Annotated in this window: 19 protein-coding genes and 1 other RNA gene; 8 read left to right on the plus strand and 12 right to left on the minus strand. The window is 60.8% G+C overall.

Annotation, left to right across the window (positions count from 1 at the left end):
* Window positions 1-789: 789 nt before the first annotated feature.
* The 9 genes from ACSJLU_RS10770 to ppsR all read right to left on the minus strand — a co-directional run bounded on the left by ACSJLU_RS10770 (window position 790) and on the right by ppsR (window position 9,689).
* Window positions 790-1,575 (minus strand): heme ABC transporter ATP-binding protein, encoded by a 786-nt coding sequence (locus ACSJLU_RS10770; RefSeq protein ID WP_380827428.1) that lies wholly within the window; start codon window positions 1,573-1,575, stop codon window positions 790-792.
* Window positions 1,568-2,572, minus strand: a complete 1,005-nt coding sequence (locus ACSJLU_RS10775; RefSeq protein ID WP_025302634.1) for a FecCD family ABC transporter permease — start codon at window positions 2,570-2,572, stop codon at window positions 1,568-1,570. Before ACSJLU_RS10775 ends, ACSJLU_RS10770 begins: the two co-directional genes overlap by 8 nt.
* Window positions 2,572-3,402: a heme/hemin ABC transporter substrate-binding protein gene (locus tag ACSJLU_RS10780; protein ID WP_148123378.1), complete on the minus strand. Its 831-nt coding sequence runs from the start codon at window positions 3,400-3,402 to the stop codon at window positions 2,572-2,574. The genes ACSJLU_RS10775 and ACSJLU_RS10780 overlap by 1 nt, the downstream gene beginning before the upstream one ends.
* Window positions 3,399-4,436: a hemin-degrading factor gene (locus ACSJLU_RS10785; protein ID WP_060447245.1), complete on the minus strand. Its 1,038-nt coding sequence runs from the start codon at window positions 4,434-4,436 to the stop codon at window positions 3,399-3,401. The genes ACSJLU_RS10780 and ACSJLU_RS10785 overlap by 4 nt, the downstream gene beginning before the upstream one ends.
* A gap of 65 nt (window positions 4,437-4,501) precedes the next feature.
* On the minus strand, window positions 4,502-6,544 hold the full coding sequence (locus ACSJLU_RS10790) for a TonB-dependent hemoglobin/transferrin/lactoferrin family receptor (RefSeq protein WP_380827432.1): 2,043 nt from the start codon (window positions 6,542-6,544) through the stop codon (window positions 4,502-4,504).
* Window positions 6,545-6,638: 94 nt separating this feature from the next.
* Window positions 6,639-6,821 (minus strand): hemin uptake protein HemP, encoded by a 183-nt coding sequence (gene hemP / locus ACSJLU_RS10795; RefSeq protein ID WP_043141213.1) that lies wholly within the window; start codon window positions 6,819-6,821, stop codon window positions 6,639-6,641.
* A 171-nt stretch (window positions 6,822-6,992) separates the two neighbouring features.
* On the minus strand, window positions 6,993-7,478 hold the full coding sequence (locus ACSJLU_RS10800; protein ID WP_038871031.1) for a glutathione peroxidase: 486 nt from the start codon (window positions 7,476-7,478) through the stop codon (window positions 6,993-6,995).
* 106 nt (window positions 7,479-7,584) lie between these two features.
* On the minus strand, window positions 7,585-8,631 hold the full coding sequence (locus ACSJLU_RS10805; protein WP_004931381.1) for a 3-deoxy-7-phosphoheptulonate synthase: 1,047 nt from the start codon (window positions 8,629-8,631) through the stop codon (window positions 7,585-7,587).
* Between the two features lie 197 nt (window positions 8,632-8,828).
* Window positions 8,829-9,689 carry a posphoenolpyruvate synthetase regulatory kinase/phosphorylase PpsR gene (gene ppsR / locus ACSJLU_RS10810; RefSeq protein WP_161781785.1) on the minus strand — a complete coding sequence of 287 codons (861 nt, stop codon included), beginning with the start codon at window positions 9,687-9,689 and terminating at the stop codon, window positions 8,829-8,831.
* A 459-nt stretch (window positions 9,690-10,148) separates the two neighbouring features.
* On the opposite strand from ppsR, the gene ppsA reads away from it, so the two are divergent.
* A complete protein-coding gene (ppsA, locus tag ACSJLU_RS10815) occupies window positions 10,149-12,527 on the plus strand; it encodes a phosphoenolpyruvate synthase (protein WP_049209411.1) in 2,379 nt (792 codons plus the stop codon).
* Between the two features lie 109 nt (window positions 12,528-12,636).
* Here ppsA and rprA read toward each other — a convergent pair.
* Window positions 12,637-12,746: antisense sRNA RprA (gene rprA / locus ACSJLU_RS10820), an RNA gene on the minus strand.
* A 259-nt stretch (window positions 12,747-13,005) separates the two neighbouring features.
* On the minus strand, window positions 13,006-14,106 hold the full coding sequence (ydiK, locus tag ACSJLU_RS10825; protein ID WP_439041079.1) for an AI-2E family transporter YdiK: 1,101 nt from the start codon (window positions 14,104-14,106) through the stop codon (window positions 13,006-13,008).
* A gap of 245 nt (window positions 14,107-14,351) precedes the next feature.
* Here ydiK and ydiJ point away from each other — a divergent pair, with 245 nt between their 5' ends.
* Window positions 14,352-17,408, plus strand: coding sequence for a D-2-hydroxyglutarate dehydrogenase YdiJ (ydiJ, locus tag ACSJLU_RS10830; RefSeq protein WP_127146142.1), 3,057 nt, complete (start codon window positions 14,352-14,354; stop codon window positions 17,406-17,408).
* Window positions 17,405-17,821: a 1,4-dihydroxy-2-naphthoyl-CoA hydrolase gene (gene menI / locus ACSJLU_RS10835; protein ID WP_016927938.1), complete on the plus strand. Its 417-nt coding sequence runs from the start codon at window positions 17,405-17,407 to the stop codon at window positions 17,819-17,821. The genes ydiJ and menI overlap by 4 nt, the downstream gene beginning before the upstream one ends.
* A gap of 45 nt (window positions 17,822-17,866) precedes the next feature.
* Here menI and ACSJLU_RS10840 read toward each other — a convergent pair whose 3' ends face one another.
* On the minus strand, window positions 17,867-18,271 hold the full coding sequence (locus tag ACSJLU_RS10840; RefSeq protein ID WP_004931369.1) for a hypothetical protein: 405 nt from the start codon (window positions 18,269-18,271) through the stop codon (window positions 17,867-17,869).
* Between the two features lie 526 nt (window positions 18,272-18,797).
* Between ACSJLU_RS10840 and sufA the strand changes: the two genes are divergently transcribed.
* Genes sufA through sufS form a run of 5 tightly spaced genes read left to right on the plus strand, consistent with a single transcriptional unit; the run spans window position 18,798 to window position 23,954 of the window.
* Window positions 18,798-19,169, plus strand: a complete 372-nt coding sequence (sufA, locus tag ACSJLU_RS10845) for a Fe-S cluster assembly scaffold SufA (RefSeq protein WP_004931368.1) — start codon at window positions 18,798-18,800, stop codon at window positions 19,167-19,169.
* 14 nt (window positions 19,170-19,183) lie between these two features.
* Window positions 19,184-20,680 (plus strand): Fe-S cluster assembly protein SufB, encoded by a 1,497-nt coding sequence (gene sufB / locus ACSJLU_RS10850; protein WP_025302644.1) that lies wholly within the window; start codon window positions 19,184-19,186, stop codon window positions 20,678-20,680.
* Between the two features lie 43 nt (window positions 20,681-20,723).
* Window positions 20,724-21,470, plus strand: coding sequence for a Fe-S cluster assembly ATPase SufC (gene sufC, locus ACSJLU_RS10855; RefSeq protein ID WP_016927936.1), 747 nt, complete (start codon window positions 20,724-20,726; stop codon window positions 21,468-21,470).
* Window positions 21,445-22,731 carry a Fe-S cluster assembly protein SufD gene (sufD, locus tag ACSJLU_RS10860; protein ID WP_380827438.1) on the plus strand — a complete coding sequence of 429 codons (1,287 nt, stop codon included), beginning with the start codon at window positions 21,445-21,447 and terminating at the stop codon, window positions 22,729-22,731. The genes sufC and sufD overlap by 26 nt, the downstream gene beginning before the upstream one ends.
* Window positions 22,728-23,954 (plus strand): cysteine desulfurase SufS, encoded by a 1,227-nt coding sequence (sufS, locus tag ACSJLU_RS10865; RefSeq protein WP_164062547.1) that lies wholly within the window; start codon window positions 22,728-22,730, stop codon window positions 23,952-23,954. The genes sufD and sufS overlap by 4 nt, the downstream gene beginning before the upstream one ends.
* Window positions 23,955-23,965: the final 11 nt, after the last annotated feature.

Genomic DNA, 23,965 nt, shown 5'->3' on the forward strand with positions numbered 1-23,965 from the left:
TAATGCTGGTCAGTTAGCGTTTTTATGCAGGCGTTCGTGAAATTTTCGGTCGATAAAAGTGAGATGCCCCATGTGGCTCCCACACCTCGACCGAGCCAGGGGCCGAAGGCGCGGCCCCTGGCAACCCGCGCCTTTGCCCTATCAGACGGTTGGCTTTGCCAACTCCCCTCTCTCCGCCATACCGCATTGAGGCCGGTTGCGACAGGCGTCCCTGCCTGTCTCACCTGAAACCGCCGTCCATGGCGGTTTCGCCTAATGCGCTATGCCTGCGTTCGGCGTCTTCAAGGGCGCCCAACACCGCGCTCATCTCCAACTTCTCTACCAGAACCTCATAAGCGATAGATTTCCCGGTAGCAGCCAGCTCAGGTGTTGACCTTGGGCGCGCATCACCGGCTGCCGAGCAAGACGGCGTTGTCAGGGTCAACCGGCCAGGGAAGGCCAGTTGAGGCGAGACTAACAGGGACGTTTGTCGCAGCAGACCCGCCCGACAACGCAGACGCGGCGAGGACAAATCTGCCGGGAGCAGATTTGAACGCTGCTTGCAGCGGCCCCGAAGGGGCGAGGCCCAGGATGGGGCGAGTAATTTCCGCGTAGCGGACAGATGGTGTTAAGCGAAGGTGCGGGTGGAGGGGTCGCGCCATCGGCCCCTCCAATTGCCGTTCATATTGGCCACAGAGAAATGCGGACATTTACGGCAATTCCCCAGCACAGAACGCCCAGAGGCTGGATAAAAAAATGCCACTCAGGATTAACTGAGCGGCATTACGCCTCATGGCGCCCTTGAACGTTTCATTGTCGCAGATAGACCTGCGGCAGAGACACTTCGGGATGATGCACCACGCCGAGATCGGCCTGATACCAGCGGGTGAGGATCTCCGTCTGCAGGACCTCTTGCGGCGTGCCGCTCGCCACCAGACGTCCCTGATGCAACAGCAGGATCCGATCGGCGTACAGCGCCGCCAGATTGAGATCGTGCAGCACGCAGCAGACGCCCAGCGGCTGTTGGCGCGTCAGCGAGCGCAGCAGGCGCAGGGTGTGCTGCTGGTGATACAGATCCAGCGCCGAGGTCGGCTCGTCGAGAAACAGCCAGGCGGGAGACGGTTGCGGTTGCCACAGCTGCGCCAACACCCGCGCCAACTGCACCCGCTGCTGTTCGCCACCGGACAACCGGCGGTAATCGCGCTGCGCCAGCGCCAGGCAGTCGGTTTGCGCCATCACCTGTTGGATCGCCTGATGCTCGTCGCGTTTGCCGTGAGGTGCTCGCCCCATGCTGACCACTTCTTCCACGCTGAAGGGAAACGCCAGATCGCTGTACTGGCGCATCACGGCTCGGACTTTGGCCAACTGTTGCGGCGCCCAGTGTTCCAGCGGTCGGTCGAGCAGCCGGCATTCGCCGCAATCCGGCGTCAGATAGCCGGTCAGCAAGCGCAACAGCGTCGATTTGCCGGCGCCGTTAGGGCCGATAATCGCCACCATCTCACCGCTGGCGAGGCTGAGCGAAACGTCGTTGATCAAGCGGCGCGTACCGAGGCTGTAACGCAGCTCTCGGGCTGTCAGGCAGGCGGCGTTATCCACCGGTTCGCTCCCGCTGGCGCATCACCAGCCACAAGAAGTAAGGACCGCCGATCAGGCTGGTCATCAAGCCTACCGGCATTTCGGCCGGCGCCACCAGTGTGCGCGCCAGCGTATCGCTGACCAGCAGCAGGCAGGCGCCGCCCAGCGCGGAGCAGGGCAGTAGCCAGCGGTGATCGCCGCCAAGGCGCATGCGCACCAGATGTGGCACCACCAGACCGACGAAGCCGATCACGCCGCTCATCGCTACCGCCGCGCCGATCAGCAGGGCGCTCAGCAACAGCAGCTGCAGCTTGGCGCGCTGGACGTTCACCCCGAGGTAGTGGGCCTCTTCGTCCCCCAGCTGCAACAGATTCAGCCGGCGCGCCTGCAACAGCGTCAGCAGCGCCGTAGGCAGGATCAGCGAGGCGGAAACGGCCAGCGTCGGCCACTGCGACTGGCTGAGGCTGCCCATCATCCACAGCGAGAACTGGCGCAGCTGTTGATCGCTGCTGACGTAGGAGAGCACGCCGATGGCCGCCATGCACAAGGCGTTGATGGCGATGCCCGCCAGCAGCAGCCGCGACAGATTGCCGTGCCCGCTGCGGCTGATGCCGTAGATCAAAAGCGATACCAGCAGGCTGCCGAGGAACGCCGCCAGCATATGGCCGTATAGCGCGATCGTCACCGGCAACGCCAGCGGCATCACGATGAACAGGGCGACAAACAGGGCGCCGCCGCTGCTGATGCCCAGCAGGCTCGGATCCGCCAGCGGGTTGCGGAACAGCCCCTGCATCACCGCGCCGGACACTGCCAATGCGCAGCCGATCACTACTGCCAGCAGCACGCGCGGCAGACGAATGTTCAGCCAGATGTGCCAGGCGGCGTCGCTGAAGGGTTCGCGCCACAGGGTGCGAAACGACAGCGTCAGCGCGCCCAGGTTGGCGGCGACCAGCGCCAGCAACGTCAGCAGCACCAGCAGGCCGATGATGGCCAACTGAGGCGAGGTGCGACTGCGCATTACTTTTGCTCCGCCGCGTGGCGCAGTTTGGCCAGCGCCGCCGGCGTTTCCAGACCGAAGCCCAGCAGCGCCATGTCATCGACGATCAGTACGCGGCGCTGCTTGCCCGCCGGCGTCAACGCCAGGCCCGGCAGCGTCCACAGCTGCTGTTCGCCGCCGAGGGTGCGCACGCCGTCGGTGGTGACCAGCAACAGGTCCGGCGCGCTGGCGATGACGCCTTCCTGCGACAGCGGACGGTAGCGGTCAAAACCCTGCATGGCGTTTTTCAATCCGGCGGCGGCGATCACCGCGTCGGCGGCCGTTTGTTGCCCGGCAGCCATCGGCGTAATGCCGCCGTGGCTCATCACGAACAGCACCTTGACCGGCAGCGGAGAGGTATCGACCGCCGCCAGCTGCTGTTGATAGCGCTCGCTCAGCTGTTTGCCTTGCTCAACGCGTTGCAACGCGGCGGCGATCGTAGCGATTTTCTGCGGCACCGCCTGCAGGGTGGTGTCACCCGGCACGCTGACCACTTTGACGCCGCTGTCCGTCAACTGTTTGAGCACCAGCGCCGGCTGCGCCAGCTCGGTCGTCAGCACCAGCGTCGGTTTCAGCGCCAAAATGCCTTCGGCATTCAGCTGGCGCATGTAGCCGACGTCCGGCAGCTTTTTCACCGCCGCCGGGTGCAAGCTGGTGCTGTCACGGGCGATCACGTCGTCGCCGGCGCCGAGTGCGAAGGCGATTTCCGTCACGTCGCCGCCGATCGAGACGATGCGCTGCGCCGCCGCGGCGGTGAGCGGCAGCGCCAGCGTCATCATCAGCGTCAGGCGGCGGATCAAGGAAGATTTCATGCGGCGATGTCCTTGGCGGCGAGCGCGGCAACCTGCTCGCGCCACTGGGTTTGTTCCGGCTGGCCTTCGGTACGCTGGCCATACAGCTGCGCGATCTGCGTGCCGTCGGCGGCGAACAGCTCCAGGCTGGTGACGATGCCGTCCTTGGTCGGTTTGCGGGTGATCCAGCTTTCGGCGATGGCGTCTTCAATCAGGTGCAGCGTGAAGCGGCGGTTGAACACGTTGATCCAGCCTTCCTGCGGCATCAAACGTTCGATCTGGCCGGTGAAGATCTGCACGCAGCCGCGGTTGCCGACGAAGATCATGATCTCGTTTTGCTGCTGCTGCGCCGCTTGCAGCAGCTGCGAGAGCGCGCTGTTGTCTACCTGATAGGCCAGATCGTCGCCGACGGCGCGGAACGCCTGCTGGCGCGTGAGCTTATTGCGGCTCAGCAGCTGGAAGAACTGGTGAACGTCGGTCATCGCGCGCCATTCACCGTCGATTTTGGCATGATCCTGCGTCGTTTCATCCGCGGTGCTCACCTCGGCGGGTTGCAGCGCCAGCGCCGGGTTTTCTTCGCTCAGGTGGCGCTCCACCAGCGCCATCCAGGCCGGCAGATCGGTCTCTTCGGTGGTGTAGACCTTGTGCAGCGCATCGCCCTGTTGGTCGAAGAACTGGATGCTATGGCGCACGCCGCGCTTGTTGGTTTCGCTCATAGCGAAAACGCTGGTCCAGTGGTTGAGGAACAGGCGCAGATCCAGCTCGCGCGGGTTGAGGATCAGCCCGGCGTGGCCGTTGAGGTGCTGGTTGCGGTAGCGGCCCATCTGCTCATGCACCGCATAGCTGTTGCGGGTGATGGACTTGGTGACGCCGACCTGCTCAAGCTCGGTCAGCAGGGTGCGCGCGTCGGCCTGCAGGCGGCGAGTGTCGTGGCCGACGCGGGCGTGCGTCAGCTCCGCTTCGCTGACGCCAAGGATCGCCGCCAGATCGCGGGCGTATTTGCCGGGGTGGTCGATTTTGGCCTGTTGGTAACGTTCGTATAGGGTGTTGCTCATGCGGGATTCTCCTGCGCTGTAATGCGAACGGCGGACAACCGGGTTGTCCGCCAGATAGTCAATGGTTACCACTGGTAGCTGACCAGCAGTTTGGCGTTGCGGCCATCCTGCGGGACGCCCTGCGGCGAGTAATATTCTTTGTCGAAGGCGTTGCCCAGTACCACGGTGGTGGTCATGCCCTGCAGCCGATCGCGGCCCTTGTAGCTCAGATAGAAGTCGTTGACGCCATAGCCGCCTTGCTCCGGCGTCCCCGTTTGTACGCGGGTGGCGCGTTCGGCGAAGGTGGCGACCCAGCCGGCGGACAAACCGGTTTCGCCCAGCGGCACGTCCAGCGAACTGGTGACGGTATCCGGGCTGATGTCGGCCAGCCAATCGCCGCTTTTCGCGTTCAATTCGCCATTGCGAGACTTGTCCTTGCCGCGTGTGCGGTTGTAAGCCAGATCCCAGTTAAACCACTTGGTCTGGTAGTTCAGCGAGGTGTCCCAACCCCAAATCTTGGCGCGAGAGATATTCGCTGAGGCGGTCTGCGTGCGAGTGACATACATGAAGATGTAGTCTTTGGCGTCGGTATCGAAGTAACTGGCCTTGAATTGCAGGCTGTCATCCGCCAGCAGCAGATCGTCGAAGCGCAAACCGAAACCGGCTTCGGTGGTGCTGGTGGTTTCCGGCCGCAGATTCGGATTAGGCACCCAATAGTTGCCGGGGAAGTGACGCGAATCGTTGTACATCTCGCCCATGGTCGGGGCGCGGAAGGCCTGGGAATAGGAGCCGAACAGCATCAGCCAGTCGGTCGGCGAGTAGCTCAGGGCCCCGCGGGACGACCATTTGTCGGCCTTGACGTCTTCGTGGCCCTGGCTGCTGCCTTTGTAATCGTCGTAGCGCGTGCCGGCCAGCACGGTGATCGGAATGTCGCGCAGCGTGATTTCATCCTGCAGCCAGCCGGAGGCGAAGTTGATCTTGGCCTGCGGGAAACTGGTAGTGGCGCCGCCCGGCTGCTGTTTCTGTTCATACACTTCGGAGCCGTAGGTCAGCAGGTGTGACGCAAAGCTGTCGGCGAACAGACGCGTGCGGTTTTCCAGCTTGCCGCCGTTGGTGGTCTGCTTGCGGAATTCGTCGGTCGCACCGGCGTTGTGCGCATTGATTTTGACTTCCGAGGTGTACAGTTTCGCGGTGGCGTCCAGCCAATCCTGGCCGACCGGCTTGAGCTTATAGCTCAGAGCGGCATCACGCTGGAGGGTGGAGCGGTTGGTCATCGGGTTGTCGCTCGAGCTGCCCGGCGTCTGCGGGTTTTTCGGCTCCTGGGCGCTGTTGTTGTAGTAGCGCAGATCGCCGCTCAATGACTGATTGTCGTCGATTTTCCAGGTGCCTTTTGCCAGCACGTTGCTGATGGTTTCGTCGTTAGGCGCATCGAAGCCGTTGCCCTGACGCAGATTACCGACGTCGCGGGTGCCGAACGACAGCAAACCGTCGAGGTTATCGGTCTTGCCGTAGGCGCTGGCGCCCATGCCCAGGCTGTGATCGCCGCTGCCGGCGGTGCCGTAGACGCGGAACCCGGTATCGTGGCCCGGCAGCAGCAGATCGGCGGCATCGACGGTCTCGTAGGCGATGACGCCGCCCAGCGCGCCGCTGCCATACAGCAACGCAGAGGGACCGCGCACGATTTCAATGCGCTTGACCAGCGCCGGATCGAGGAAGGTGCCGCCGATGTGGCCGGTATCGGTCCCCTGTCGGATGCCGTCGACCAGCGTCAGCACGCCGTTTTTGCCGTAGCCGCGCATCGTTACGTCCTGACCGTTGCTGCGCCCGGTGCCGTTCACGGTGATGCCCGGCACGCGGCGCAGCATATCGGCGGCCGAGGTGGCGGTCTGGCTTTCTGGCGAATTGCCTTCAATGACCGTGACCATCATCGGCGCTTCAAAGCTGCTGCGTTGGTTACCGGTGGCGACCACCGTCATGGTCTCGTCGGCGGCTTTGGCTTTTTTAGCCGGCGCCGCGTTGGAAGAGGATGTTGTGCTGGTGTTTTGTGCCAAGGCCACCGTAGGCAGAGCGCAGGCAATCGCCAGACTCAAAGCGGAAAAACGCAGCCGGGTGGAAAATGTCAGAGGCATGGTGCAACTCTCCGTATGTAATAAAACATATCAATAGATTTGCTGGCTGCCTGGATCAACCGATCGGGGTGGCTGGCGTTTGAGGGTTCTATGGTTATTTGGTCAGGATCAATTTCCCGGCTTTGGTCTGCCGCAGCTGATAGCGCTGGCCCTGATGGGTAATGAACGCGATGCCGTCGGTGCCGAGCAGCTGTGCGCTGTCGTAGCTGGGCGGCGCGTTTGCGCTGTGCTCGGTCGGGGCCGCGGCGGCGGGCGTAGGCGTGTTGGCAGTATCCATCATCATTGTGCTTATAAAACAGACCATTAAATGGTAATTAATATCAAACTGAGAATCATTATCATGTGAAGGAAAGGTTACATCAAGGAAAATTTTCTTACCGATGGAACCTTTTTGTCGAATGGACATCCGGCGGCGGGCCGAGCGCACTCGGCCCGTAAAAAAGGGGCGTTATTTCAGCAGGGTTTCGATGCGGTCAAACAGACGTTCGGGCTTGGTTATCGGCGCAAAGCGCGTGACGCGCTGGCCGTCGGCGGTGAGCAGAAACTTGGTGAAATTCCACTTGATGCGGCGGCTGCCCAAAATGCCGGGCGCCAGGCGTTTCAGCTCATTGAACAGCGGGTGCGCGCCGGGGCCGTTAACGTCTATCTTGCTGAACAACGGGAAACTGACGCCGTAGTTGAGGCTGCAAAAGTTGGCGATCTCCAGCGGGCTGCCCGGCTCCTGAGAACCAAACTGGTTGCAGGGGAAGCCGAGCACCACCAGGCCGCGTTCGCGATAGTATTGCCACAAATTTTCCAGCCCACGGTATTGCGGGGTGAAGCCGCACTTGCTGGCGGTGTTGACCACCAGGTAAGCGCGCGCCGGGAAATCGCCCAGCGTTTTTTGCTCGCCCTGCAGCGTGACGCAGGGGATGGATAACAGAGAGTGAATCATGCCGGGGCTCCCAGTGCGTTTCGGCGGGCGCTAAAGCGTTGCAATCAGTATAGATGAGTGGGGCAGAAGGAATAAAGCCGGGGGCGTGGCCCCGGCCTCTACTGGGTTAGAAACGGCTATCAACCGCATCCGCCAGCATCGCCAGCAACTGCTCGCTGTCGGACCAGCTCAGGCAAGGATCGGTGATCGACTGGCCATAGGTCAGCGGCTGGCCGGCGACGATTTTCTGCGTGCCTTCCACCAGGAAGCTTTCCGCCATTACGCCGGTGATGGCGGCGGAGCCGGCGCGGATCTGCTGGCAGACGTTGTCGGCCACTTCCAGCTGGCGACGGTGCATTTTCTGGCAGTTGCCGTGGCTGAAGTCGATCACCAGGTGTTCAGGCAGATCGAACTCGCGCAGGCTGTCACAGGCGGCGGCGATGTCGCTGGCGTGGTAGTTCGGCGTCTTTCCGCCGCGCATGATGATGTGGCCGTACGGGTTGCCGCTGGTCTGGTAGATGGTCATCTGGCCATGTTTGTCCGGCGACAGGAACATGTGCCCGGCGCGCGCCGCGCGAATGGCGTCGATGGCGATGCGGGTGTTGCCGTCGGTGCCGTTTTTGAAGCCGACCGGGCAGGAGAGCGCCGAGGCCATTTCACGGTGGATCTGGCTTTCGGTGGTGCGCGCACCGATGGCGCCCCAGCTGATCAGATCGGCGATGTATTGGCCGACGACCATGTCCAGGAATTCGGTGGCGGTCGGCAGGCCGAGCTGGTTCACTTCCAGCAGCAGGCGGCGCGCCATTTCGATGCCGCGGTTGACCTGGAAGGTGCCGTCCAGCGCCGGATCGGAGATCAGGCCTTTCCAGCCGACGACGGTACGCGGTTTTTCGAAGTAGGTACGCATCACGATTTCCAGACGATCCTGGTAGCGTTCGCGCAGGGCGTTCAACCGGCCAGCGTAATCGACGGCGGCGTCGAGATCGTGGATGGAGCAGGGGCCGATCACCACCAGCAGGCGGCGGTCTTCACCGGTGAGGATTTTTTCAATGCGTTTTCGTGACGCTGTCACGTTGTCGGCGACGGCCGCCGAGATCGGCAGCTTGTCTGCCAACGCTTGCGGCGTGACGAGGCTGTCGATGCGCGCGGTCCGCAGTTCATCTGTTTTGTGCATGTTGTTCCCTGGAAACTGTTCTTCTCTGCGGCAGGAGTGCCGGGAAGTGATGGCGATCACAATAACGCAAAAAGCGCTGAATTCAACCGTAGAGATTGTGTTCTGTTGATCAAAACCGCGAAAAAAAGCACAAAAAAATCAGCTGCTGTTGAAATAAACGGCAGGCGGCGGGGCACGGCGGCCCCGCGAGAAAATGATCAGAACATGCGGCGACTCATACCGAGGATGTCGAGGATTTTGGTGGAAATCTCTTCGACCGAATAATTGGTGGTATTGAGGTAGCGGATCTGATTTTTGCGGAACAGCGCCTCGACCTCGGCGATCTCCATGCGGCACTGGCGTAATGAAGCGTAACGGCTGTTTTCACGCCGCTCTTCACGGATCGCCGCCAGGCGTTCCGGATCGATGGTCAGGCCGAATAATTTATGCTGAAACGGTTTCAGCGAGGCCGGCAGGTGCAAATTATCCATATCGTCGGCGATAAACGGATAGTTGGCGGCGCGAATGCCGAACTGCATCGCCAGATAAAGGCTGGTGGGGGTTTTGCCGCAGCGCGACACGCCGAGCAGGATCACCTGCGCCTGATCGAGGTTGCGCAGCGAAATGCCGTCGTCATGCGCCAGGGTATAGTCGATGGCGGCAATGCGCGCGTCGTACTTGCCGAGGTTGCTGGCGGTCAGGCCGTGGGTGCGGTTCGGCACCGGCGTCGGTTCCACTTCCAGCTCGCCCTGCAGCGGGCCGACCAGCGCCTGCACGATATCCTGGCAGAAGCCCTGGCTCTGCACGATCACATCGCGCACTTCCGGCGAGATGATGGAGTAAAACACCAGTGGCCGCACGCCGGTTTGATTATAAATATCATCGATTTGCTGGCGAACTGCGCGCGCGCGCGCCTCGGTTTCGACGAACGGCAGGGTAAAGGTGGTCGCCGTGACCGGAAACTGCGACAGCACCGCGTGCCCCAACACTTCGGCGGTGATCGCCGTACCATCCGAAATATAAAAAACGCTTCTTTCCACCCGAGGCTCCTTACCTGAAAACGGTGTTCCTGCTGTCATCACTGTCAATATCATGGGCCGCGGACGATCCGTCGGTAAAGGGGGGAGGGAAAAAATTGTGACGGCGGGACGGTAAAGCGCTTTGCGCCGGCGCGTGAAGAAAAGCGCGTTTTGCCGGCGGTAAAAATTGTGGCGCAACGAGGTTTTTCGACCCGAAACGTAAATTTGCCGTTATTTTCACCAAAAACGGTAGCGTTTGCGCGGTCATTAAAACAGAAGTTTAAAAAGAACGTAATTTGTTGAGAACTAAGCTTTTCGTGCGATTGGGAACGGTTCCCTGCCAAATCAGCCGGTTAGGACATTCTCTTAAAAACCACTTTCTTCAGTGGGTTGATCGATTCACCTTTCCATTTTCCCCAGATCAGTGTGCTAGTCTGATTCGGCTCCGTGTTAGCGGCGCCGTAAAGCAAGCGAATTAAATCCGTCTTTACCCTACTGATAGCAATAAGGATTGTCTCGATGTCCAACAATGGCCCAGACTTGCGTAATGTGCTTTGGTACAACCAGCTTGGCATGCACGACGTTGACCGTGTCGGCGGCAAAAACGCCTCCCTCGGTGAAATGATCACCAATCTTTCCGATTTGGGCGTGGCCGTGCCGAACGGTTTTGCCACCACCGCACAGGCGTTTAACGATTTCCTCGAACAAAGCGGTGTTAACCAGCGCATCTATCAGCTACTGGATCAGACCGACGTTGACGACGTTGCCCAACTGGCCAAGGCCGGCGCCCAGATCCGCCAATGGGTGATCGACACGCCGTTCCACGCCGAGTTCGAGCGTGAAATTCATCAGGCTTACCAACAGCTCGCCGACGGCGAACCGGAAGCTTCCTTTGCGGTGCGCTCCTCCGCCACGGCGGAAGACATGCCGGACGCGTCCTTCGCCGGCCAGCAGGAAACCTTCCTCAACGTGCAGGGCATCGACGCCGTAATGGTGGCGATCAAGCACGTGTTCGCCTCGCTGTTCAATGACCGCGCCATCTCTTATCGCGTGCACCAGGGCTATGACCACCGCGGCGTGGCGCTGTCGGCGGGCGTACAGCGCATGGTGCGCTCGGATCTGGCCTCCTCGGGCGTGATGTTCACCATCGATACCGAGTCCGGCTTTGATCAGGTGGTGTTCATCACCTCCGCCTTCGGTCTGGGTGAAATGGTGGTGCAGGGCGCGGTGAACCCGGATGAGTTCTACGTGCACAAACCGACGCTGCAAAAAGGCAAGCCGGCGATCGTGCGCCGCAACCTGGGCTCGAAAAAGATCCGCATGGTGTACGCACCGTCGCAGGATCACGGTAAGCAGGTGCGCATCGAAGACGTGCCGGAAGCGCAGCGCAGCCGTTTCTCGCTGACGGATGACGAAGTGCAGGCGCTGGCGCAGCAGGCGATCCTGATCGAAAAACATTACGGCCGCCCGATGGATATCGAATGGGCGAAAGACGGCCATACCGGCAAGCTGCTGATCGTGCAGGCGCGTCCGGAAACCGTTCGCTCCAACGAACAAACCATGGAGCGCTACCAGCTGAATGGCACTAGCCCGGTGCTGGTGGAAGGCCGCGCCATCGGTCATCGCATCGGCGCCGGTCCGGTGAAAGTGATCCACGACATCAGCGAAATGGATCGCATCCTGCCGGGCGACGTGCTGGTGACCGACATGACCGACCCGGACTGGGAGCCGATCATGAAGAAGGCCGCCGCGATCGTCACCAACCGCGGCGGGCGCACCTGTCACGCGGCGATCATCGCCCGTGAGTTGGGCATCCCGGCGGTGGTAGGCTGCGGCCACGCCACCGATGTGCTGAAAGACGGCCAGAAAGTCACCGTTTCCTGTGCGGAAGGCGACACCGGCTTCGTTTACAGCGACATGCTGGATTTCAGCGTGCAGAGCTCCGAAGTGACCGAGCTGCCGGATCTGCCGCTGAAGATCATGATGAACGTCGGCAACCCGGATCGCGCTTTCGACTTTGCGCGTTTGCCAAATGAAGGCGTGGGCCTGGCGCGGCTGGAATTTATCATCAACCGCATGATCGGTGTGCACCCGCGCGCGCTGCTGGAGTTCGATCAGCAGACACCGGCGCTGCAAAACGAAATTCGCGCGTTAATGCAGGGTTACGACCACCCGGTCGAGTTCTACGTTGGCCGCCTGACAGAAGGGATCGCGACGCTGGGTGCCGCCTTCTGGCCGAAGCGTGTGATCGTGCGCCTGTCCGACTTCAAATCCAACGAGTACGCCAACCTGGTGGGCGGCGATAAGTATGAACCACACGAAGAGAACCCGATGCTGGGCTTCCGCGGCGCCGGCCGTTACGTGGCCGACAGCTTCCGCGATTGCTTCGCGCTGGAGTGCGAGGCGGTGAAACGCGTGCGTAACGAAATGGGGCTGACCAACGTCGAAATCATGGTGCCGTTCGTGCGCACCGTGGCCCAGGCGGAAGCGGTGGTGGCGGAGCTGGCGCGTCAGGGGCTGAAGCGCGGTGAAAACGGGCTGAAAGTGATCATGATGTGCGAGATCCCGTCCAATGCGCTGTTGGCGGATCAGTTCCTCGAGCACTTCGACGGCTTCTCTATCGGTTCCAACGACATGACCCAGCTGGCGCTGGGGCTGGATCGTGACTCCGGCGTGGTGTCGGAGCTGTTCGACGAGCGCAACGAGGCGGTGAAAGCGCTGCTGTCGATGGCGATTCAGGCGGCCAAACGCCACGGCAAATACGTCGGCATCTGCGGCCAGGGCCCGTCTGACCATGAAGACTTCGCCGAGTGGCTGATGGAGCAGGGCATCGACAGCCTGTCGCTCAATCCAGACACCGTGGTGCAGACCTGGATCAATTTGTCGAAAAAGAAATAATGTCTCGGCCTCGCTGAGGCATTAACGCCGGGCCGCAGTTAACGCTGCGGCCTTTTTATTTCCGAATGTAAATAACGGCGCGTAAAATAATCAATTCGACGAAAAAAGAATAAAAAAAAGCCCACCGTAGGAGATGGGCAAAGACTACACACAGCAATTCACATGTATGGCATTACATTGTTCAGAAAGGTTGCTTTAAAATCAGTGATTTGAAGCAATAGATGGCCATAATACTAGATTTTTGAACGCGACTAGTCATTAAGAATCATCCTAATCGATAGCGCCATCACATTTTATTTGTGGGAGTTATCTCTTTTTGCCGCTTGCAACAAACAGGGATTTACATTGCACCTTTCATTCGCTGTACCGTAATCAATATAGGGCGGCATTATATTTGGCGGAGATATTACTCGAATGAGGTAGGAATAATGACCTGAGTGAAATGTTCCGCCCGACGATGCGGGCGGAAGGGGGGGAATTAGCGTTTTTCCAGATCTTCGATGACTTGCTCCGGCGCGGTGGTCGGCTCCGGCGCTTCATCCATCCAGGCGGTCAGCAGGCGATAAGATACCGCCAATACCACCGGGCCGATGAACAGGCCGATCATGCCGAAGGCCAGCAAGCCGCCGATAACGCCGGACAGGATCAGCAGCAGCGGCAGGTCGGCGCCCATACGGATCAGCACCGGGCGCAGCACGTTATCCAGCGTGGCTACCACGCAGCTCCAGACCAGCAGTACGGTGCCCCAGGTGGTGTCGCCGTGCCAGTACAGCCAGATGATGGCCGGCACCAGCACCAACAGCGGCCCCAATTGTGCCACGCAGCAGATAAAGATCAGCATCGTCAGCAGGGTGGCGGCTGGTATGCCGCTCACCGCCAGACCGATGCCGCCCAGCACCGACTGCACCAACGCCGTCACCACCACGCCCAGCGCGACGGCGCGGATCGCCTGGCCGCCTAGTAGCACCGCCGCATCGCCGCGTTTGGAACCGAGGCGTACCGCAAAGTGACGGATACCCAGCGCCACCTGCTCGCCGCGCGCATACAACAAGGCGCTGAACAGCAGCATCAGCGCGCAGTGCAGCAGCAGACGACCGATATGCGCCGCCTGCGCCACGAACCAGGTGGCGGTTTGACCGAAGTACGGCTGTACCTTCGCCAGCAGCGCAGCGCCGCCGGCGTTAACCAATGTGCGGTAGCTGGTATAGAGCCTGTCGCCGATCATCGGCACGGACTGCAGCCAGGCGAGATCGGGAATGTGCAGCTTGCCGGGTGAACTGGCCCAGGCGATCAGCGGCGCGCTGTTATCCACCACGCTGCTGATCAGCAGGGAAATCGGCAGAATGAACAACAGGATCAGCAGCAGGGTCATGACCAACACCGCCAGCGAGCGACGGCCCCACAGCAGCTTTTGCAGTTTGAGCAGCAACGGCCAGGTGGCGATTACCACCATGCCCGCCCAGGCGAAGCCGAGAATAAACGGTTGGATCACCCAAAAACAAGCAACGATCATGATGGCGATAAACAGCACGCCGAAAATAATTCGCGGTAAGTCGTAACGCGATTGCGGGAGTGGCATCAGTGGCTTCTCATCCTGGTCAATTAAATCCCTGGCACCGGCGAATCGGGGTGCCTGTCGGTCGGTTTATCGCCGCCGGGCGGCCGCCTGTGGCGGCGCTCGCAGGGCGGTAATAATGTGAATGCCTTCACTAAACGAGTATGTTAGTTTTTAGTGTCACTAAAAAATAGGGTGGGTCTGAATTAAAGGCCCGATTCAGCGTACATCAGCGCATAAAAAATAGACGGACAGGGTCAAAAAAGCGAATGATCCCACAGATTTCTCAGGCGCCCGGCCTCGTTCAACGGGTGCTCGACTTTTTGGAAGCACTGAAGCAAAACGGATTCAACGGCGATACCGCCACCAGCTACGCCGACCGCCTGACGATGGCCACCGACAACAGTATCTATCAGCTGTTGCCCGATGCGGTGGTGTTCCCCCGTTCCACCGCTGACGTGGCGCTGATTGCCCGTCTGGCCGGGGAAGAGCGATTCAATACGCTGACCTTCAGCCCGCGCGGCGGCGGCACTGGCACCAACGGCCAGTCACTCAATACCGGCATCGTGGTCGATATGTCGCGTCATATGAACCGCATTCTGGAGATCAACGTCGAACAGGGCTGGGTGAAAGTCGAAGCCGGGGTCATCAAGGACCAGCTGAATCAATATTTGCGGCCGTTCGGCTACTTCTTCTCGCCGGAACTGTCCACCAGCAACCGCGCCACCTTGGGCGGCATGATCAACACTGACGCCTCCGGCCAGGGCTCGCTGGTATACGGCAAAACCTCCGATCACGTGTTGGGCCTGCGGGCGGTGCTGCTGGGCGGCGAGATGATCGACACCCGCGCCATGCCGACGGCGCTGGCGGAAACGATTGCTCTGGAAGAGACCGCGGAAGGGCGCATTTACCGCACGGTGCTGAATCGCTGCCGCGAGCAGCGCGCGCTGATCCTGGAGAAATTCCCCAAGCTCAACCGCTTCCTCACCGGTTACGATCTGCGTCACGTGCTGAGCGACGATCTGCAAACCTTCGATCTGACGCGCATCCTCACCGGTGCGGAAGGCACGCTGGCGTTTATCACCGAGGCGCGGCTGGATATCACGCCGCTGCCGAAAGTGCGCCGCCTGGTCAACGTGAAGTACGACTCCTTCGACTCGGCGCTGCGCAATGCGCCCTTTATGGTCGAGGCCAAGGCGCTGTCGGTGGAAACCATCGATTCCAAGGTGCTGAATCTGGCGCGTGAAGACATTGTTTGGCACTCGGTGAACGAACTGATCGCCGACGTGCCGGATAAAGAAATGCTCGGGCTGAACATCGTCGAGTTCGCCGGCGACGATCGGGCGCTGATCGACGGCCAGATGGAGGCTCTGTGCCAACGGCTGGATGAACTGATCGCGCAGCGGCAGGGCGGCGTGATCGGGTACCAGATCTGCGGCGATCTGGCTGGCATCGAGCGCATTTACAACATGCGCAAGAAGGCGGTCGGGCTGCTGGGCAACGCCAAGGGGCGCGCCAAGCCGATTCCGTTTGCCGAGGATACCTGTGTGCCGCCGCAACACCTGGCGGACTATATCGTCGAATTCCGTCAACTGCTTGACGACCACAACCTGAGCTACGGCATGTTCGGCCACGTCGACGCCGGGGTGTTGCACGTGCGCCCGGCGCTCGACATGTGCGACCCGCAGCAGGAAGTGCTGATGAAGCAGATCTCCGATCGGGTGGTGGCGCTGACCGCCAAATACGGCGGTCTGTTGTGGGGGGAGCACGGCAAGGGCTTCCGTGCCGAGTACAGCCCTGAGTTCTTCGGGGAAACGCTGTATGAAGAGCTACGCCGCATCAAGGCGGCGTTTGATCCGGATAACCGTTTGAACCCGGGCAAGATCTGTTCGCCACTGGCGGTAGATGCGCCGATGATGGAGGTAGACGCGGTCAAACGCGGCACCTTCGATCGTCAGATCCCGGTCGAGGTGCGCACTTCGTTCCGCGGCGCGCTGGAGTGTAACGGCAACGGCCTGTGCTTCAACTTCGACGTGCGCAGCCCGATGTGCCCGTCGATGAAGATCAGCGGCAATCGCATTCATTCACCAAAAGGGCGGGCGACGCTGGTGCGTGAGTGGCTGCGTCTGTTGGCCGAGCAGGGCGTCGATCCGCTGGCGCTGGAGAAACAGCTGCCGCAGCAGCGTCTCAGCTTGCGTGGCCTGATCGAAAAGACCCGCAACAGCTGGCATGCCGGCAAGGGGGAGTACGACTTCTCGCACGAAGTGAAAGAGGCAATGTCCGGCTGCCTGGCCTGCAAGGCCTGCTCCACCCAGTGCCCCATCAAGATTGACGTGCCGGGATTCCGTTCGCGCTTCCTGCAGCTCTACCACACCCGCTATCTGCGCCCGGTGAGCGACTACATGGTCGCCGGCGTAGAGAGCTATACCCCGTTGATGGCCCGCGCGCCGAAGGTGTTCAACTTCTTCTTCCGCCAGCCGTGGCTGCGGGAAATGAGCCGCAACGCCATCGGCATGGTCGATCTGCCGCTGCTGTCCAGCCCGACGCTGCGTCAACAGCTGTCCGGCCACCGTGCGACCACGCTGACGCTGGAGCAGCTGGAAGGGCTGAGCGCCGAGCAGCGCGCAGAACACGTGCTGATTGTTCAGGATCCGTTCACCAGCTATTACGACGCCAAAGTGGTGGCGGATTTCGTTCGGCTGGTGGAAAAGCTCGGCTATAAACCGGTGCTGCTGCCGTTCTCGCCGAACGGCAAGGCGCAGCATGTGAAGGGCTTCCTGACGCGGTTCGCCCGCACCGCGCGCAAAACCGCCGATTTCCTCAACCGCGTGGCGCAGCTCGGCATGCCGCTGGTGGGTGTCGATCCGGCGCTGGTGCTGTGCTATCGCGACGAATACCGCGAGATCCTCGGCGCCGAGCGCGGCGATTTCCAGGTGCAGCTGGTGCATGAATGGTTGCAGCAGCGGATCGCGGATCGCGCCGAACAGCCGGCGACCGGCGAGCCCTGGTATCTGTTCGGTCACTGCACCGAAACCACCGCGCTGCCGGCCAGCGGCCAACAGTGGGCGGCGATTTTCGCCCGTTTCGGCGCCAAACTGGAGAATGTCAGCGTCGGCTGCTGCGGCATGGCGGGGACTTACGGCCATGAAGCCAAGAACCTGCAAAACTCGCTCGGCATTTATGAGCTATCATGGCACCCGACGCTACAGCGTTTGCCGCGGCAGCGCTGCCTGGCGACCGGTTATTCCTGCCGCAGTCAGGTGAAACGCATCGAGGGCAATGGCGTGCGCCACCCATTACAGGCACTTCTGGAGATGATTGAGTGAAATTGTGGAAACGTGAAACATCGCTGGAGCAGCTGAACCGCGCCGGCGACGGCTGCATGGTCAGCCATGTGGGCATCGAGTTTACCCAATTGGGTGAGGATTTCCTCGAGGCCACCATGCCGGTCGATGGCCGTACCCGCCAGCCGTTCGGGCTGTTGCACGGCGGGGCGTCGGTGGTGCTGGCGGAATCGATGGGATCGATGGCCGGTTACCTGTGCAGTGAGGGCGAGCAGAAAGTGGTGGGGCTGGAGATCAACGCCAACCACCTGCGCGCGGTGTTCGATGGCCAGGTGCGCGGGGTATGTCGCGCACTGCACGTCGGCCGTCGCCATCAGGTGTGGCAAATCGAGATCTTCGACGCGCGCGATCGGCTGTGCTGCACCTCGCGTCTGACCACGGCGGTCATCGACTGATCCCCGCCGGTTTCCGCAGGCTGCCGGCCTGCGGAGCCTTTCGCTTTACAGCTGAAACGGTACGCGTTTGACGAAGTCCTTCTGAAACGCGTTCGCCTTCTCCCAGGTGCCTTCCATTGCATATTTTTGGCAGATCAGCGTCAGCGTGTGGCGGGCGAAGTGGTAGCTTTGCACCCGAAACAGCTGGCAGCGCTGCGGATTGTTGATCTCGACGATCAGCCGATTATGCAGTTTGCTGAGCGCGTGCAGGTAGCTGTCGTCATCGCCGTTCTCCAGGCACAGATTGGCCATGGTGAGGCTGACGCTGTTGTACCGCTTCAGGTGGTCGATATTGCATTCCGGGCGCCGCAGCGCCGCTTCGGCCATATAAAAGTCCACCGTAGCGTCGCGCACGCTGAATTTGTAGTCATCAATCTTGCCCAGCAACCATGCGTTGATCGAAAGAGTCATTGGCTTCGCGCTCAAATTCAAATTGAATGATAATCATTATCATATAAATTGCCGCGTTGCCGATCAATCCCCGGCGCGGCGTTTTTTCATCGTGGGGGTGTAAAAGGCCGCCGACGACCCAATTTAATCCTGAGCGACTAAACTTTAACCTGAGGGGCGCGCGCTGGTGCCGCGCCACGAAATGCCGATAAACGCACATTTACGACAGACAGAATGCAGAAATAGGTATTTTCTATGAATGTTTAGATCGGCAGTGTACCGCGGCACTGTAACGCTGACGGGCCACCGGGGAGTGCGGTACGGTGATGCAGGATAAAGAACAAATTCATAGGGATAGCATGCACACCTTGCCGCCAGATGCCGCAAGCCACCACGAATGTCCCGCTGGCTTGCCGCACGCCGCAGCGAAAAACCGCGCTCGCGGTGGATACCCCCGCAAAACAAACGGTTGAAGTGATAATCGTTATCACTAACATATAAGCAACCCAGATTGGCTGTGGCCAAACACGAGTGTGAGGTAGACCCTATGCAAACGGAAAATGTCGGCACCTTTTCTCTGGATGAAAATGTCTGGCAAGGCATTTCGCTCAGCGACAGCGCCGTACGACAAATAACGAAACTGATGCAGCAGGATCCGCAGGTGAAAGGGCTGCAGCTAGGGGTGAAACAATCCGGCTGCGCCGGCTTTGCCTATGTGCTGGATCTGACCCGCGAACCCGCCGATGACGATCTGCTGTTTGAGCGCGACGGCGCCAAACTCTATGTGCCGCTGAAGGCCATGCCGTTCATCGATGGCACCACGGTAGATTACGTCCGCGAAGGGCTGAATCAGATATTCAAATTCAACAACCCTAAAGCTCAGCATGCCTGCGGGTGCGGCGAGAGCTTTGGCGTTTGAGCGATGCAATCAACATGACACGAAGCAATGTAGAAATGCCTAATGAAGTGCAGGCTTGGGTCAGCGAAGGTCGCTACAAAGAAGGTTTCTTCACCCAGCTTGCAACCGATGAGTTGGCCAAAGGCATCAACGAAGAGGTGGTTCGCGCCATCTCGGCCAAGCGCAACGAACCCGAGTGGATGCTGGAATTCCGCCTCGAGGCCTACCGCGCCTGGCTGCAGATGGAAGAGCCGCACTGGCTGAAGGCCAATTACGAACGCCTTAACTACCAGGACTACAGTTACTATTCGGCGCCGTCCTGCGGCAGCTGCGACGATGCCTGCGGTTCGCAACCCGGCGCCGAGCAGCAACCGGGCGCGGCGACGGAAAAAGATTACCTGACCAGCGAAGTGGAGCTGGCGTTCAATCAGCTCGGCGTGCCGGTGCGCGAGGGCAGCGAAGTGGCGGTGGACGCCATCTTCGACTCAGTATCGGTCGCTACCACTTACCGTGAAAAACTGGCGGAGAGCGGGGTGATCTTCTGCTCGTTCGGCGAAGCGATTCAGGAATACCCGGATCTGGTGCGTCAGTACCTGGGGCGCGTAGTGCCGTCCAACGATAACTTCTTCGCTGCGCTGAACGCCGCGGTGGCCTCTGACGGCACCTTCGTCTATGTGCCGAAAGGCGTGCGCTGCCCGATGGAGCTGTCGACCTATTTCCGTATCAACGCCGCCAAAACCGGCCAGTTCGAGCGCACCATCCTGATCGCCGACGAAGGCAGCTATGTCAGCTATATCGAAGGCTGTTCTGCCCCGGTGCGCGACAGCTATCAGCTGCACGCGGCGGTGGTGGAAGTGATCCTGCATAAAGACGCCGAAGTGAAATACTCGACGGTGCAGAACTGGTTCTCCGGCGGTGAGAGCAAGGGCGGTATCCTCAACTTCGTCACCAAGCGCGCGCTGTGCGAAGGCGCCGGCTCGAAAATGTCCTGGACCCAGTCGGAAACCGGCTCGGCCATCACCTGGAAATACCCGAGCGTGATCCTGCAGGGCGACAACTCGATCGGCGAATTCTTCTCGGTGGCGCTGACCAGCGGCCATCAGCAGGCGGACACCGGCACCAAGATGATCCACATCGGCAAAAACACCAAGTCGACCATCATCGCCAAAGGCATTTCCGCCGGCCACAGCGAGAACACCTATCGCGGCCTGGTGAAAATCCTGCCGGGGGCGGAAAACGCCCGTAACTTTACCCAGTGCGACTCGATGCTGATCGGGCCGGACAGCGGTGCCCACACGTTCCCTTACGTTGAAGCGCGCAACAACAGCGCTCAGCTGGAGCACGAAGCCACCACCTCGAAGATCGGCGACGACCAGCTGTTCTACTGCCTGCAGCGCGGCATCAGCGAGGATGACGCCATTTCGATGATCGTCAACGGTTTCTGCAAGGACGTTTTCTCCGAGCTGCCGCTGGAGTTCGCCGTCGAGGCGCAGAAACTTCTGGCCATCAGCCTGGAACACAGCGTGGGTTAATCGCCGCATTTTTAGCGCCGTCGGCGCTATCTGAGGACACAGCATGTTAAGCATCAAGAATTTGAAAGTCAGCGTGGAAGGCAACGAGATCCTCAAGGGATTGGATCTGGAGATCAAACCGGGCGAAGTGCATGCCATCATGGGGCCGAACGGCTCGGGCAAGAGCACGCTGTCCGCCACGCTGGCCGGGCGTGAAGAGTACGAAGTGACCGAAGGGGAAGTCACCTTCAAGGGCAAGGATCTGCTGGAGCTTGATCCGGAAGACCGCGCCGGCGAGGGCGTGTTTCTGGCCTTCCAGTACCCGGTGGAGATCCCCGGCGTCAGCAACCACTTCTTCCTGCAGACCTCGGTCAACGCGGTGCGCAAATACCGCGAGCAGGAGCCGCTGGATCGCTTTGACTTCGCCGATTTCATCGAAGAGAAAATCGCGCTGCTGGACATGCCGGCCGACCTGCTGACCCGTTCGGTCAACGTCGGCTTTTCCGGCGGTGAGAAAAAGCGCAACGACATTCTGCAGATGGCGGCGCTGGAGCCGGATCTGTGCATTCTCGATGAAACCGACTCCGGTCTGGACATTGATGCGCTCAAGATCGTCGCCAACGGCGTCAATTCGCTGCGGGACGGCAAGCGCGCCTTTATCATCGTCACCCACTACCAGCGCATTCTGGACTACATCCAGCCGGATTACGTACACGTGCTGTCCCAGGGGCGCATCGTCAAATCCGGCGATTTCTCGCTGGTAAAACAGTTGGAGGAGCAGGGCTATGGCTGGCTTACCGACCAACAGTAATTCAAACGCGCTGCAGCAGCTGTATCGCCTGTTTGAAGGCCGCGGTGGCGAGCGTTCGCCGCATGCGCTGGCGCACTGGCAGCAGGCGCTGCGCCTCGGCTGGCCGACGCGCAAGCATGAAAACTGGAAATACACGCCGCTGGAGAGCCTGCTGGAGCAGCAGTTCCTCGAGCCGCAGCCCGCATTGGTGAGCTCAGAGCAGCTCGAGGCGCTGGCGCTCGGCATCGATGCCTGCCGGCTGGTGTTTATCGACGGCCGCTACAGCGCCGCGCTGAGCGATGACGATCTGGGTGATTACCAGTTCGAGTTGACCGCCTACGGCACGCCACAGGCGCTGCCGGAGGCGATCCAACCGGAAATTTTCCTGCACCTGACCGAAAGCCTGGCGCAGGAAACCAGCCTGATTCGCCTGCCGGCCGGCAAGGCCCCGGCTCGTCCGCTGTACCTGCTGCATATCAGCAGCGGACGCGGCGCCAGCGGGGAAGTGAACACCGTGCATCACCGCCATCATCTGGATATTGGGCGCGGGGCCGAGGCGGAAGTGATCGAACACTACGTCAGCCTGGGCGAGGCCGCGCACTTCACCGGCGCACGCCTGACCGCCAACGTGGCGGACAACGCCGGACTGTTGCATTGCAAGCTGGCGTTTGAGAGCCAGCCAAGCTACCACTTTGCCCATAACGATTTGGTCATTGGCCGCGACGCGCGGGTGAAAAGCGACAGCTTCCTGCTGGGCGCCGGCTTGACGCGGCATAACACCAGCGCGCAGCTGAACGGCGAAGGCGCGAACCTGGTGATCAACAGCCTGGTGCTGCCGGTGGGTAAAGAGATCTGCGATACCCGTACCTATCTGGAGCACAACAAGGGCTATTGCGAAAGCCGCCAGCTGCATAAAACCGTGGTCAGCGATCGCGGCAAGGCGGTGTTTAACGGCATGATCAAAGTGGCCAAGCACGCGATTAAAACCGACGGCCAGATGACCAACCATAACCTGCTGTTGGGTAAGGTGGCGGAAGTGGACACCAAGCCGCAGCTGGAGATCTACGCTGACGACGTCAAGTGCAGCCACGGCGCCACCGTGGGGCGTATCGATGAAGAACAGCTGTTTTATCTGCAGTCGCGCGGTATCGACAAGCACGCGGCACAGCAGATGATCATCTTCGCCTTCGCCGCTGAGCTGACCGAAGGCATCGCCAACGACATCATCCGGGAGCGGGTGCTGGCACGCATCGCCCAGCGCCTGCCGGGGGAGGCTGCATGAGTTATCCGATTGAACGCGTGCGCGGCGATTTCCCGCTGCTGGCGCGTGAGGTGAACGGCCAACCGCTGGCCTATCTCGACAGCGCCGCCAGCGCGCAGAAACCGCAGGTGGTGATCGACCGCGAGCTGGATTTCTATCGCCACGGCTATGCCGCGGTGCATCGCGGCATTCACACCTTGAGCGCTGAGGCGACTCAGCAGATGGAAGCGGTGCGGGAACAGGCGGCGCGCTTTATCAACGCCGCCTCGGCGGAAGAGATGGTGTTCGTCAAGGGCACCACCGAAGGCATCAACCTGGTGGCCAACAGCTTTGGCCGCCACCTGCTGCAGCCGGGCGATGCGATTCTCATCACCGAGATGGAACACCACGCCAACATCGTGCCCTGGCAGATGCTGGCGCAGGAGCGTGGGTTGCAGCTGCGGGTTTGGCCGCTGCAGCCCGACGGCACGCTGGATTTGGCGCGGTTGCCGGAGCTGGTCGACGCGTCCTGCAAACTGCTGGCGCTGACCGAGGTCTCCAATGTGCTGGGCACCGTCAACCCGGTGCGCGACATCATCGCCCGCGCCAGAGGCCTGGCGCCGGATCTGACGGTGCTGGTGGACGGCGCGCAGGCGGTGATGCACCAGCGCGTCGATGTCCAGGCGCTAGACTGCGATTTTTACGTGTTTTCCGGCCACAAGCTGTACGGCCCTTCCGGTATCGGCATGCTGTATGGCCGCCAGGCGCTGCTGCAGCAGATGCCACCGTGGGAAGGGGGCGGCTCGATGATCCGCCAGGTCAGCCTGACGGCGGGCACCACCTTCGCCGATCCGCCGTGGCGCTTCGAGGCGGGTTCGCCGAACACCGCCGGCATCATGGGGCTGGGGGCGGCGTTCGATTACGTCGAAGCCCTGGGTCTGAATGCGATCCACGATTATGAACAGTCGCTGATGCACTACGCGCTCGAGGCGCTCACGCAGGTGCCGACGCTGAAAATCTATGGTCCGGCACATCGGGCCGGGGTGATCGCCTTTAATTTGGGAGAACACCACGCCTATGACGTCGGCAGCTTCCTCGATCAGTATGGCATCGCCATTCGCACCGGCCATCACTGCGCCATGCCACTGATGGCGTTTTATCAGGTGCCGAGCATGTGCCGCGCTTCGCTGGCGTTATATAATACCCGCGAAGAGGTGGACCGGCTGGTGGCCGGGCTGCAACGCATTCATCAGCTATTAGGTTAGGCCGGGGCGCG

Origin of the sequence: Serratia bockelmannii, from assembly GCF_051803255.1 — a bacterium.
Taxonomy (GTDB): Bacteria; Pseudomonadota; Gammaproteobacteria; order Enterobacterales; family Enterobacteriaceae; genus Serratia; species Serratia bockelmannii.